10 protein-coding genes and 1 tRNA gene are annotated in these 12,867 nt (G+C 49.5%); 7 read left to right on the plus strand and 4 right to left on the minus strand.

All coding sequences use genetic code 11. From position 1 onward, the window contains the following. Nucleotides 1-123: 123 nt before the first annotated feature. Nucleotides 124-2,598, plus strand: coding sequence for a beta strand repeat-containing protein (locus tag QUE64_RS01800; protein WP_286225667.1), 2,475 nt, complete (start codon nucleotides 124-126; stop codon nucleotides 2,596-2,598). Between the two features lie 119 nt (nucleotides 2,599-2,717). Here QUE64_RS01800 and QUE64_RS01805 read toward each other — a convergent pair. The 3 genes from QUE64_RS01805 to tsaE form a co-directional block, all read right to left on the minus strand. Continuing rightward, a tRNA-Lys gene (locus QUE64_RS01805) sits at nucleotides 2,718-2,793 on the minus strand. A 182-nt stretch (nucleotides 2,794-2,975) separates the two neighbouring features. Continuing rightward, on the minus strand, nucleotides 2,976-4,358 hold the full coding sequence (locus QUE64_RS01810; protein WP_286225668.1) for an N-acetylmuramoyl-L-alanine amidase: 1,383 nt from the start codon (nucleotides 4,356-4,358) through the stop codon (nucleotides 2,976-2,978). 8 nt (nucleotides 4,359-4,366) lie between these two features. Then, nucleotides 4,367-4,912: a tRNA (adenosine(37)-N6)-threonylcarbamoyltransferase complex ATPase subunit type 1 TsaE gene (gene tsaE, locus QUE64_RS01815; RefSeq protein ID WP_286225669.1), complete on the minus strand. Its 546-nt coding sequence runs from the start codon at nucleotides 4,910-4,912 to the stop codon at nucleotides 4,367-4,369. Nucleotides 4,913-4,958: 46 nt separating this feature from the next. Between tsaE and queG the strand changes: the two genes are divergently transcribed. From queG to QUE64_RS01830, 3 genes are read left to right on the plus strand one after another with little or no spacing between them, the layout of a single operon-like run. Continuing rightward, nucleotides 4,959-6,176 (plus strand): tRNA epoxyqueuosine(34) reductase QueG, encoded by a 1,218-nt coding sequence (queG, locus tag QUE64_RS01820; RefSeq protein ID WP_286225670.1) that lies wholly within the window; start codon nucleotides 4,959-4,961, stop codon nucleotides 6,174-6,176. Between the two features lie 17 nt (nucleotides 6,177-6,193). Next, on the plus strand, nucleotides 6,194-7,057 hold the full coding sequence (locus tag QUE64_RS01825) for an AzlC family ABC transporter permease (RefSeq protein ID WP_286225671.1): 864 nt from the start codon (nucleotides 6,194-6,196) through the stop codon (nucleotides 7,055-7,057). Beyond that, nucleotides 7,054-7,434: an AzlD domain-containing protein gene (locus tag QUE64_RS01830; protein WP_286224023.1), complete on the plus strand. Its 381-nt coding sequence runs from the start codon at nucleotides 7,054-7,056 to the stop codon at nucleotides 7,432-7,434. Before QUE64_RS01825 ends, QUE64_RS01830 begins: the two co-directional genes overlap by 4 nt. A gap of 30 nt (nucleotides 7,435-7,464) precedes the next feature. Here the strand turns inward: QUE64_RS01830 and QUE64_RS01835 are convergent, their stop codons facing one another. Continuing rightward, nucleotides 7,465-10,530: an FAD-binding and (Fe-S)-binding domain-containing protein gene (locus QUE64_RS01835; protein WP_286225672.1), complete on the minus strand. Its 3,066-nt coding sequence runs from the start codon at nucleotides 10,528-10,530 to the stop codon at nucleotides 7,465-7,467. 205 nt (nucleotides 10,531-10,735) lie between these two features. On the opposite strand from QUE64_RS01835, the gene QUE64_RS01840 reads away from it, so the two are divergent. The 3 genes from QUE64_RS01840 to QUE64_RS01850 all read left to right on the plus strand — a co-directional run bounded on the left by QUE64_RS01840 (nucleotide 10,736) and on the right by QUE64_RS01850 (nucleotide 12,861). Then, nucleotides 10,736-11,071, plus strand: a complete 336-nt coding sequence (locus QUE64_RS01840) for a helix-turn-helix domain-containing protein (protein WP_286225673.1) — start codon at nucleotides 10,736-10,738, stop codon at nucleotides 11,069-11,071. 61 nt (nucleotides 11,072-11,132) lie between these two features. Further along, entirely contained in the window at nucleotides 11,133-11,543 is a 411-nt protein-coding gene (locus tag QUE64_RS01845; protein WP_286225674.1) for a heme-binding protein, read from the plus strand. 103 nt (nucleotides 11,544-11,646) lie between these two features. Then, on the plus strand, nucleotides 11,647-12,861 hold the full coding sequence (locus QUE64_RS01850; protein ID WP_286225675.1) for a Fic family protein: 1,215 nt from the start codon (nucleotides 11,647-11,649) through the stop codon (nucleotides 12,859-12,861). The last annotated feature ends 6 nt before the right edge of the window (nucleotides 12,862-12,867 follow it).

Below are 12,867 nucleotides of genomic sequence, written 5' to 3' on the forward strand. Positions count from 1 at the left end.
CTTACAATGTAATTCACATAATTTTCACCAATCTCTTAATGGGCTGAATTTAGTATCCTCTGACCTAGTTTCCAAAATCACTCTGACACAATCAAGAACTAACTCATTGACTGCCTCTTTCTTATGAAACAATTCATTCGCGACCTACAGCAATATAGCTTGAACGCTTTTGTGATTGGCACACTCACTTTTTTTACCTTTCTCAGTAGTGATGCCCATGCTCAGGGATGCACAGGTGGCGTCCCAATTAATAGCGCACAAACCTCAACAGTCGTTATTTCAACCAATAATGAGTGTTTAAGTATTACTGAATCGGGCTCGATTACTGTGATTGGTCCAAGTGATAACGCGATTTATGTAAATCTAGGGGTAACCGGGGCCGGTATTAATAATGCCGGCTCGTTAACGGGTAATTTTTATGGTATCTCCAATGATGGATCGATAACAAGCCTCATTAATTCAGCAACAGCGCCCGCCATGGCCTCAATTACGGGTGGGAGTTTATGCGGCATCTATGGTTGTGCGGGCGTGGCAAATTTTGGCACGATCGGAACACTGATTAATTCTGCCAACTCATCGATTGCCGCTGGCTTGGGTGTCGGCATTGTTAGCTTTGGCTCTACTTCCTCGATCGGTATTCTTGATAATTCTGGAACGATTTCAGGCCCTGGTTTTTCGGGAATTCAAAATGAGGGCACCATCGGCTCATTAGAAAACCGAAGTGGAGGATTAATTGACGGCGATGGAGGAATATTAAATTACGGTACCGCAGCGATCATTACTACTATTACTAATGCTGGCGGTATTGTAGGTAATACCTCACAAGGAATTACAAATGAAGGAACGATTTTAAATCTTACCAATCAAAATGGCGGCGCGATTAGTGGATTTAGCACTGGAATTCATAACTCAGGAGTCGCAAGTTTAATCTCCAGGATCACCAATTCAGGACTGATTACTGGTAATTTATATGGTGTGGATAACGATGGAATGATTGGCGCCATAACAAATAATGCCAGTGGTTCTATTACTGCAGGTGGCGGCATTCTCAATCGCTCAACTGGCTCGATCGCGGTCATTGACAATTTAGGACTCATTAGCGCAACAGTTACAGCCATTGGTAATGTGACCGGCGGAAGGATTGCGTCATTAACTAATTCAGGTACGATCAGTAGCGATTCTTCGCATGCCATTGCTAATGCAGGTTCTATTAGCGCCATTGCAAATACAAGCTCCGGAATAATCAACGGTGGGGCTTATGGTATCGCTAATGATGGATCAGGAGCCATTGAATCGATTACCAATGCTGGATCAATCATTGGTCTAGTTGGTGGTATTTACAATTTCGGTAGTATTGGCACCCTCAATAATCTACAGGGTCAGGGCAATGCCAATGGAGCTTTGATTTACGATGGCCAATTGCCAGGGAACTATAACGTCATTATTAATAGCCCAACGCAATATGGACAGTTAACCGGATCTGTTGTTGGCGCCACCACATTTGGTATTTACACTGGCTCTACTGTGACAAGAGGTACCTATAGCGCAGTGCTTTCAGGATTTTCGTCAAGCAACCTCAACAACACCTCAGGCACATTCAATGGCTTTCGTTGGAGTTTAAGTAATTCATCGGCAGATATTTGGGATCTGATTGTGACCGGAGCGTCTACTGCGGACACCCAACAGTCCTTGGTGAATACAGCTTCTGTTTTACAAGGCACCTACACCTTACAAAATAGTGTGATGGTCAATGGCTTTACCTATGACTGCTCCCTATTTGATCGGCGTGGCATTTGTATCAGTGCAGGTGGTCGTAACACTACCGTTCAAGCCCAAGGGATCAATAACACGAGCGGTCTCTTGATCGCGTCCTATCGATTGAATCAAAACAATAGCCGTATTGGTGCCTGGGTGGACCAGAACCTATCCGTGAGTGGCCCGGGTACTGTGAAGTTGGGTAATAGCACTCCCATGATTGGTCTATTTGGAGTATGGAGCCAGCGTTCTGATGGCGTGGGTACTGAAGTTAAAGTCTCCGCCGCTTATGGTCAAAAAGACACCACCATTACTCGGCAAATTGTGGGTACTAGTGAAGCAGGAACTGGCAGCTCGCAACTCATTAGCCAAGGCGCTCAAGTGTTAGCGAAGTATGGTTTTGCTGTGATGCCTGATGTCGTAGTCTCCCCATACGCTGGAGTGCGCTACACCCAAAACAATATGGGTGGTTACACTGAAGCCACGAGCTCTGCTGTGACAACACCGTTGACCTACTCGGCACTGAATACTAATGCTACCACTGCACTGGCTGGTGTTGGAGCCCGTTATCAGGGTATTCCCAAGACCACGCTCTTTGCCAGCGCGGGAGTCGAAACCGATACCAATACCAGTAATGGTTCATATTCGGCAACCGGTGTGGATGGCTTAACCCCAGTGAACTTTAATCCCAATCCTGTGAAGACTAGACCCACTGCAACTGTGGGGGGTTACTACGACATCCTCAAGAATCAGCGTATTGGTGTGACAGGCATTTATCGACAAGAGCCATTCCAGGCGGTATCGACTACTACAGTCTTAGCTACGTATACGATTGGCTTCTAATGCATCGGACTTTCTTGATCAGTTCGCATTTGAAACCTTGGGTTCAGTTAGTGGATTGATTAGCAATCCGATCGAAGAAAAGATTCCAATCAATTTGCACTGAATGTGCCGAATGAAGATGGTGGGTCGGGCGAGACTCGAACTCGCGACCAACGGATTAAAAGTCCGCTGCTCTACCGACTGAGCTACCGACCCAGTGTGGTGTTGCTAGATTCAATACTGAATAAGCAAGAAATTTGCCTAATAAGAACACTGCAAGAAAAACCGCTTTAATTCATGATATTTGGCAAAACCAAGATTATAGCAAGATGTTGAAAGGCTACCTGACCCCTTTAATTTCGCCTTATGACTTGCCTTTACCTGACGATTCATTACCCCTAACCGCGCCGCGCCATGGGCGGATTTTTGGCAAAGTAATCCTTGATGCCTTCCAAAATCGCATCCGCAATCCGCTCTTGGTAGGTCTCATCATTGAGCTTTTTCTCTTCCTGGGGATTGCTAATAAACGCGGTCTCAATCAGGATCGATGGAATATCGGGGGCTTTAAGTACCGCAAAGCCCGCTTGCTCGACACGGTTCTTATGCAGTGGTGCAAAGTTACCAATGTTGCGTAAGACCGAGTTACCCACCCGTAAAGAATCGTTGATCTGCGCCGTGGTCGACATATCGAGAAGCAAGTGCGCGACTTGCTTATCCTTGGTTTTGATGTTGATGCCACCAATCAGATCCGAGGCATTTTCTTTATTGGCCATCCAGCGGGCGGCAGAACTCGTCGCCCCTTGTTGGGAGAGGGCAAAGACCGATGCCCCCTTCGCATGGGGCTGAATAAACGCATCCGCATGAATGGAGATAAAGAGATCGGCTTCCACTTGCCGTGCTTTAAAGACGCGGCGATGCAGGGGTACAAAGTAATCACCATCGCGGGTTAAAAAGGGGCGCATCGAGTCTTCTTGATCGATCTTGTTTTTTAAGCGCTTGGCAATCGAGAGAACGATGTTTTTCTCATACGAGCCGCGCGCGCCAATGGCGCCTGGATCTTCGCCACCGTGACCGGGGTCAAGTGCCACCGTAATTAAGCGCTTAAACGGAATGCGCTGGGTATTGGCAGTGGTGGCGCTTGGTGGGCTCTGTGGACTTTGTTGAGTGGTACTGGGACCACCCTTTTTACTGGGGGCGGCGTCTTTTTTGGCAAAGGCCGCAATCGGGTCTTCTTCCGTAGCCATCCCTTTTGGATTTTTCGCCTGTTCTTCTGCCAATAACTTCTCTTTTCTGGCGGACTCTTTCACCAGTTGCATGAGTGGATCGGGAGGATTAGTGGGGTAGAGATCAAAGATCAAGCGGTATTGATACTCGGCAACGGGCTCAAGGGTAAAGAGCTGGGGTTTCACCGCTTCTTTGAGATCAAATACGAGTCGCACCACCGTTGGTTGAAATTGCCCCACCCGAATTTGCGCCACGTACGGATCATTGGGTTTGACCTTCGCAACCAAATCTTTCAAGGTGGGATTGAGTTCCAAACCATCGATGTCGACCACCAATCGATCAGGACCTGTGAGTAGTTGATGAGAAATCGGCAGCGCCTTATCCGACTCCAGGGTAATGCGTGTGTAGTCCTCCGAGGGCCAAATGCGCACCCCCAAGAGTTTGGCACCGCTATTGGCTTGCACCAATTCACTTTCAGTTAGTAAGAGATAAAGCACACCCAGTGAGCCCATCGATTGCAGCCCTTGCGAAATGATCTGGCGACGTTTGGGGTTCATGGATTGATTCATGGATGAGTGCTGAGCGATTGAAGGACGGCTTCACCCGTTGGGGTCTGAGCGGTAATTTCAACTGTTCTCGCTAGTTCGGATTCTGTCTCTTGGGGATGAATCAGGGTGATCGCCAAATCCATGGTGGGCAGGGTGTGCTCGGCTTTCTCTGGCCACTCAATGATGCACAGCGTCGGGTATTCGGAATGCGTGAAGTGCTCTAAGAGACCAGCATCGACCCATTCGGCTGGGCTTTGCATGCGGTAGAGATCAAAGTGAAAGACGTGGAGTGTTTGATTGGGTAAAACCAGGATATGCTCTTCACACAGGCTATAGGTCGGACTTTTGACCTTACCCGAATAGCCCATCGCTTGGAGAAGGTAACGGGTGGCGGTGGTTTTACCTGCTCCCAGATCCCCATGAAGACTCATAAAGAGTGATTGAGGTTTATCGGGGGTGGAGGCATAGAACCCGAGGATTGCATTGGCGAGCATTTGTACCGCCTCTGCAGTAGCCTTCTCATCTTTACAATGGATCGTATGGTTGATTGCCAAGCGCGTCATGACCTCGTGCGTTCACACTCATTTAGGGATGGATTCTAAATTGCCCATGCATTCTCACGCATTTTCGCAAGAATTGCACACCCAGTGGGGAACCTTGCGTACTTGGCTAAATACCCGTGCCAAGGAGTTGGGCTTTGGGGAGGTACGAATTACCGATACCGATGTCAGTCACGCTCACCCTCATTTAGTAGAGTGGTTAAAAGAGGGTCGACATGGCCAGATGGCCTATATGGAGCGCCACAAGGATCTGCGTGCTGACCCAAGCTCTTTACAGGCAGGCGCGATTCGCAGCATTTGCCTCACCATGCCGTATTTGAGTGAGCAAAGTAGGTTACATGAGCAGTATGGGCAGCCTGAGCTGCATGAGATAGATGCGTCTTCAGTCGAGCAACTCCTTCAGTATGAAGAAAAGCGTCTCTTGGAGAGCGATCAAGCGATGGTTTCAGTCTATGCCAGAGGGCGGGACTATCACAAGGTGATTCGCTCTCGCTTACAAATCTTAGCTATGGAGCTAGAAGAAAAACTACAAGCGGCGTTCAGTGAATTGAACCATCCCCTGGAATACCGTGTCTTTACCGACTCTGCGCCACTCATGGAGGTGGAGTTGGCGCGCAAAGCCGGTTTGGGCTGGCGGGGTAAGCACACCTTGCTGCTTAATCGCGACTCCGGGTCGTTTTTCTTCTTAGGTGAAATCCTCATCAACGTCCCATTACCAATCGATGAGCCCATGGAGGCGCATTGTGGCTCGTGTCAGGCGTGCATCGACATTTGTCCCACAAATGCAATTGTTGCTCCGTATCAACTCGATGCCAGGCGTTGCATTTCGTATTTAACAATTGAGCATCGCGATGCAATTCCAGTGGAGTTTCGAAGCACCATGGGTAATCGCATTTATGGCTGCGATGATTGCCAACTCGTATGCCCCTGGAATAAATACGCCCAGCTCTCGACCGTAGCGGATTTTGGGGAGCGAAATGGATTGGGAAGCGCATCACTACTGGAACTCTGGAGCTGGAGCGAAGCCCAGTTTATCGAGCGCCATGCGGGTAGCGCCATTTTGCGCATTGGCTATGAGCGCTGGCGACGCAATCTAGCCGTTGCTCTGGGAAATGCTTTGGCATCGAATCTTGATGATGAAGTAAAGAGGGAGATTGTTTGGCACTTACAAGAGGCCTTACCGAGCGCCAGCCCATTGGTAGCCGAGCATATCTCTTGGGCGCTCAGTCGAGATGGCTCACGAGATCCCCAAGGGTCAAGCCGCTAAAATAGGGTAGATCCACTATGAGTACACCGCCCACCCATTCGAACGATGTATCTAAAACGGGTGCTGAGCGTCCGGCTGATCGGGTGGTGAGCGAAATCGATGCGCTCGAGTCTCATGAGAAGGCGCTTCAATCGCCATCTAATTCACCTATCACTCCGCGCTTTACTAGCGCGCACGATGCCTTTTGGAGTGGGGTGCGCGATGCGCGAGGTGCCCCTGCCATGGTGCTCTTTGCTGGCATGGTGGGCTTTGGGGCGATGGGGCGCACCAATGGCTTTGATCTGTGGTTTACCACCGCAACGAGCTTTTTGATGTTTGCTCTTCCCGGTCAGATTGTGATGCTCGAGATGATTTTAGTAGGCGCTTCATCGCTCACGATTGCGCTTGCGACCACTCTCACCGCAACCCGCTTTGTGACCATGACCGCCACGTTGTTTCCGATGCTCCATGAGCGCGATCGCAATAAGGCGCTCTATGCCAAAGTGCACCTTCTAGCAATGACTGCCTGGGCAGTTTCTTTGAAAGAATTCCAAACGATTGAACCTAAGCATCGTCTAAGTTACTTTGTAGGGCTTGGGATCTTGTGCTGGTTAATTTCAGTACCGGGTACGATTGTGGGGTTTTTAATTGCGGGCTCGGTCCCCATGCCCATTACTTTGGGCCTCATTTTTATTAATCCCCTCTTTTTTTTACTCACCTTTACCGAGATTAAGGTGAGTGGCTATCGCCTAGCCATTCTTCTAGGCAGCATTGCCGGCCCCATCTGTTATGTGCTCGATCGCGATACGAGCCTGTTAACCGCGGGACTCATTGGCGGTACGCTGGCCTACTGGATTGATCGGCGTTGGATCAGGCGCTATGACCGAAAGGTGTCCTCATGAGTGTGACAGCATCTCTAGCCCAAAACCTCGATACCGCCTTTGCGATTCAACAGGGGTGGGGCGCATGGCTTGCGCTTTTGGCGGCATCGCTAGGAACTTATGTGTGCCGCGCGGTGGGGGTGATGCTCTCGGGGCAAGTCAGCCAAGATAGCGAGTTCTTTCGCTGGCTCTCGGCAGTGACCTATGCGATGGTGGCAGCACTCACGATTCGCTTGATTTTTTTACCGATTGGGCTCTTAGCTACAGTGCCGCTCTATCTGCGTATTCTGGTCTGCATCTTGGCTCTGGGGGTAATGCTCTCCAATCCCAATCGGCGTTTGGTGCCGGCATTGCTCACCGGTACTTTATTGATGGTCACGATTGGTGTGATGCGGTAATTCGTGACCCCAATCTCTAAGTTACTCGACTTAATTCAAATGCTGTTCTAGAACTTTCGCAATATGCACTGCCTCGCGACTTGCCCCATCGGCGATTTGGTGACGACAGCTAGTACCGTCGGCGACCACCATTGCGTTGGGCTCTTTGCGAATACGCGGTAACAAACTGAGCTCCGCCATTTGTTTGGAAGCCTCGATATGCTCCACCTCATACCCGAAGCTGCCCGCCATGCCACAGCACGAGGATTCAATCAGCTGGGGGTTGGCATTCGGAATGAGTTTCAGTAATTCAAGGGCGGGGCTCACGGCCGCAAAGGCTTTCTGATGGCAATGGCCATGTACCAAAATCGGCTGTGCGGACTCTTTGAAGTTCGGCACAAACCGATTGGCTTTGTGTTCGCTGGCTAAAAACTCTTCAAGGAGTTGGGCATGCTTACTCACGACTTGCGCAGACTCACCCAGACCCATGGTGAGCGCTTCATCGCGAAGCGTAAATAAGCAAGAGGGCTCTAGACCCACAATTGCTATTCCTTCGTTTGCATAGGCTGCTAAATGGTTAACAAGTGCTGAGAGTCGTGTCTTCGCTTCATTGACCATACCGGATGCTAAGTAGGTGCGACCACAGCAAAATGGCTTTTGTTCATCTTGATCGTTTGCAGGTTGCGCCACATGAACCGCGTAGCCTGACTTTTGCAAGAGTGCGAGCGCCGCTTGCAAGTTCTCGTTCTCAAAATAGGCGTTAAAGGTATCGGCAAAGAGCACGACGCGTTTGTCGTGCTTGGCGAGTTCCTCAGGCGTTGCAAATGGCAGGGGTGCTTGATTCCAAAAATGCTTGCTCTTCCACGTCGGTAAGGAGCGCTGGGCGCTAATTCCGGTAAGCCACTCTTGGAGCTTGGCTAAAAGTGGGGTGTGATTACGCAGATTCATGAGCGCGGGCAAACCAGGAATGCGTGCAATGATGGGGGCGTAGTTCGGCAAGTGGGCGACTAAGCGATCACGTAGGGTATGACCAAAGCGCTCTTTGTATTGCGCCAAATACTCAATTTTCATTTTGGCCATATCCACGCCCGTGGGGCACTCGCGTTTGCAGCCTTTGCAACTCACGCATAAATCCATTACTTCTTTAACTGCCTGGGTGGCCAGTGGCAAATGGGCAGGAGGAGTATCACTCGTACTCGTAATTTGCCCTGAGATCGCAAGACGTAAGGTGTTGGCACGACCGCGGGTGAGGTCTTTTTCATTGCGGGTGATGCGATAACTCGGGCACATCACATCGGCATCAAACTTACGGCAATGCCCGTTGTTATTGCACATCTCAATCGCTTTGGCTAGGCCTTGCGCAGGATCGCCACCGGTACCTGCCGCGGTGACGACTTCGGTCACGGGATTGTTTTGTACATTCCAGGCGGACCAATCGAGCTTCGGTTGAACAGTAATGACCTGATAGGAAGGTGGATAGCGAAAGTAGGTGCTGTCATCCATCTTTGGGGGATTGACGATCTTGCCGGGATTAAGAAGCCCTTTGGGATCAAATTGTGTTTTGATCTTGGCAAGCGCCTCGGTAATCTTGGGACCAAATTGCCAGCTAATCCACTCCCCCCGGCACAGACCATCGCCATGCTCGCCACTAAAGGCACCTTTGTATTTGCGCACGAGCTCAGCCGCTTCTTCTGCAATCGCGCGCATCTTCAGAGCCCCATCGCGGCGCATATCCAGTATTGGGCGCACATGCAGGGTGCCGACTGAAGCGTGCGCATACCAGGTACCGCGCGAGCCATACTTACTAAAGACCTCGGTCAGGGCTTGGGTGTAGTCGGCCAAGTGCTCCAGAGGCACAGCGCAATCCTCAATGAAGCTCACAGGCTTACCATCTCCCTTGAGACTCATCATGATATTGAGTCCTGCTTTACGCACTTCCCACAAGTTCTTTTGCATCGCCGCGTCGGGCATCATCACGACCGACCCAGGTAAACCCAGATCACTCATGAGCGCATCGAGCTCTTGAAGTTTTTGTAAGAGTGGAGCGTGCTCGTCGCCGCTAAACTCCACGAGCAAAATGGCATCGACTGTTTTGGCGTTCGCATCAACGAGCGCGGTCTCAATGGTTTTACGAAATGCGGGGTTATTGCGCGAGAGGTCGATCATGGTGCGATCGACGAGCTCCACGGCGGTGGGTCCCAACTTCACGATGTGCTGGGCGCTATCCATCGCTTGATAAAAACTCGCAAAGTTTACGACCCCTAAGACCTTGTGTTTGGGCAAGCGCGCAAGTTTGAGTGTTAAGGATTTGAAATAGGCGAGAGTACCTTCACTACCTACGAGTAAATGAGCAAGATTGACACTGTTATCTAAGGTGTAAGGCAACTCACTTTGCGGATGAAAGACATCTAAGTTGTAGCCTGCTACTCGGCGCATCACTTTAGGCCAATGTGCGTCAATCTCGGGCTTGAGATCGTCCACCAGGTGCTTAACGTAATCCCCTAACACTTTGGCACGGCCCATGCTTTCTGAATAAGGACCAAAGTTGGCGAGCTCTCCATCAGCAAGCCAGGCATTAATCCCTAAAACGTTGTGCACCATATTGCCATATGCAATAGAGCGGCTGCCACACGAGTTATTGCCTGCCATACCGCCGATGGTCGCTTGGGCTGCTGTGGAGACATCAACCGGATACCAAAGTCCATGGGGTTTAAGGTGGGCATTGAGATGATCCAGCACCATACCTGGTTCTACCTCTACCGTGGCGCGATCCGGATCACTGAGATCGGAAGAGAGGATCTTACGAAAGTGTTTGCTGTTATCAATCACGAGTGCAGCACCCGTGGTCTGGCCGCATTGACTGGTGCCGCCGCCTCTGGGTAAAACGGGAATACCTGACTCGTTCGCAACCTCAAGGGCCGCTTCAATGTCCTGCGCCGATTTAGGAACGAGAACTGCTACCGGAAACTGTTGGTAGATTGATGCGTCGGTTGCGTAGCGCCCACGACTAGCACCATCAACCAAGACCTCGCCCTCAACATGCTGTTGGAGCTTGGTGGAAATCTCAGGCGGCAGGCTGCTTAGAGTAAAGCTGGGATCGGGTGCAATTTTGGTCATGAAGGCAGGCTATTAGTGGGGTGATTGATGCGCAATGACATAGAACAATATTTGGTAAAAATGATTGTAGTGATTTAAGTGCTACTTTTCAGGGGTGCAAGGATCCCTTTGCCGACTATGGGCAAGGAACTACTCAGGAATTGTTTATACTATTTCAGGTATATTTTTCTTATGCACAATGTTAAAAAATGCTCATAGTTGGAAGATGAAGAAAAGAGAAATGGGCGGTACTGAAATTACCCGAGGATCGAAAAATGTGTATGCAGATCTAGGTTTGCCTGACGCTGACAAACTCAAGATTAAGACTGATCTGGTCATTCAAATTATTAAAGCGATTGAGCGCCTTCAGTTGACTCAGGCTGAAGCTGCGCAACGAATGGGTATTTCACAGCCAAAAGTTTCCGCCATGATTAATGGAGACTTCTCTAATTTGTCCGAGCGCAAGCTGATGGACTGTCTCACCTGCCTTGGTTACAACATTGAGATTCGGGTAAAACCAGTTAGAAAGCCAATTGGGAGTTTGCGGGTGGCTATTGCCTAGGCTGATAAGAACCGTGGCAGAATGATCCTAAAGAAAGAATCAAAATACCAAGGAGACCACCATGCTAGCCAATAAACCCTATTTGCGCCAAGTCGATGTGCAAAAGATCTTAGACGCTGCCAATGCCCATGCCGAGAAACACAACTGGGCGGTCACCATTGCCGTGTGCGATGACGGCGGGCATTTGCTGGGGCTGATTCGTCGTGATGGCTGCGCTCCGGTGTCGTCCTATATTGCGCAAGACAAGGCGCGCTCTGCAGCGATGGGTAAGCGTGAGAGTAAGGTGTATGAGGATATTATTAATAACGGCCGAACTGCCTTTGCGACCGTACCCCACATTAAGGGCATGCTCGAGGGCGGGGTCAATATCGATGTGGATGGGTACACCATCGGTGCGGTCGGCGTCTCTGGCGTGAAGTCAGCCGATGATGCAGGCATTGCTCGAGCCGGCATCGCCGCGATTTTGTCCTAAATCAAAGCCAAATCTACCTTGTAAGCCAAGCCACATCTAGTAGTGAGCCGTATTTTTGAAAATACGGCTCAAAATATGAGCCGTATCAGCTATAATACGGCTCATGGTACTCACACATTCGTCAAAAAAAACCTATATCTGGCAATTGCCAGGATGGCCAAACTTTCAAATCGATCATGATCGCTTGGAGTCTCTGATAACCAGTGCTCGCCAAGCCCAAGGAATGATTATTGGCAAGGCATCCGCCATTGGCTTAACGGCTATCGCTGATGTTCATCAACAGCTTTGGATTGATGAGGTGATTGCTACCTCAGCGATCGAGGGCGAGCAATTAAATCCAGACTCTGTGCGTTCATCGGTATTAAGAAAACTAGGAATGGAGTATCAGGCTATTTCTGACCCACGTTCAGAAATGATTGATGGACTGGTCGCCATCATGGATGATGCGTTAACGCATCACGATGAAGAGCTTAATCATGAACGGTTGTGTTCGTGGCATCGTGCAATCTTTTCAAATGAGCGCTCGATTAAAGCAATGCGGGTTGGCGGTTATCGTACTCATACAGAGCTCATGCAAATTGTGAGCGGTTTGTATCGCAAAGAGAAGGTGCACTACATCGCACCACCTTCGGAAGAGGTGCATGGTCAGATGGATCAGTTTCTGAATTGGTTTGAGCTCACTCGTCCAAATATCAAACGGCGCAAAGCAGAATCTTTGGATGGTTTGTGTCGGGCTGCCATTGCTCATTTATGGTTTGAATCCATTCATCCGTTTGAGGATGGTAATGGTCGCCTTGGGCGAGTTATCTTGGATATGGCTCTCGCGCAGGATTACCCGCATTCGATGCGAATTTACAGTATCTCCAATCAAATTATGCGAAATCGTTCTTCGTACTACGATGCGCTTGAAGAGGCGCAGTCGGGAGATTTAGAAATTACTAATTGGTTGATTTGGTTTTTAAACACATTCATTAAATCATGCAAAACATCCTCACAATTTATTGATGATGCGATCGCAAAATCGCAATTTTGGCAAATGCATGCCAATCGAGGGTTGAGTGAACGACATCGCAAGGTGATTCAAAAACTGATCGAGGCGGGCGATGGCGGATTTCTTGGCGGCCTTACCGCTGAAAAGTATCAAAAAATCACCAAGGTATCTAAAGCGACTGCAACTCGCGACCTTGGGATTCTCAAGGAATGGGGCATCTTATTTACTAGCGGGGAAGGTAAAGCCACGCGCTATTACCTGAAATTAGGTAATTGGCAGCATGGGCTTGAAAGGAGTAATTCCTTGCAAGCAGGAGAAGCCCTGTAAAATCAA

Source organism: Polynucleobacter sp. HIN7, assembly GCF_030297595.1.
In the GTDB taxonomy this organism is placed as follows: Bacteria; Pseudomonadota; Gammaproteobacteria; order Burkholderiales; family Burkholderiaceae; genus Polynucleobacter.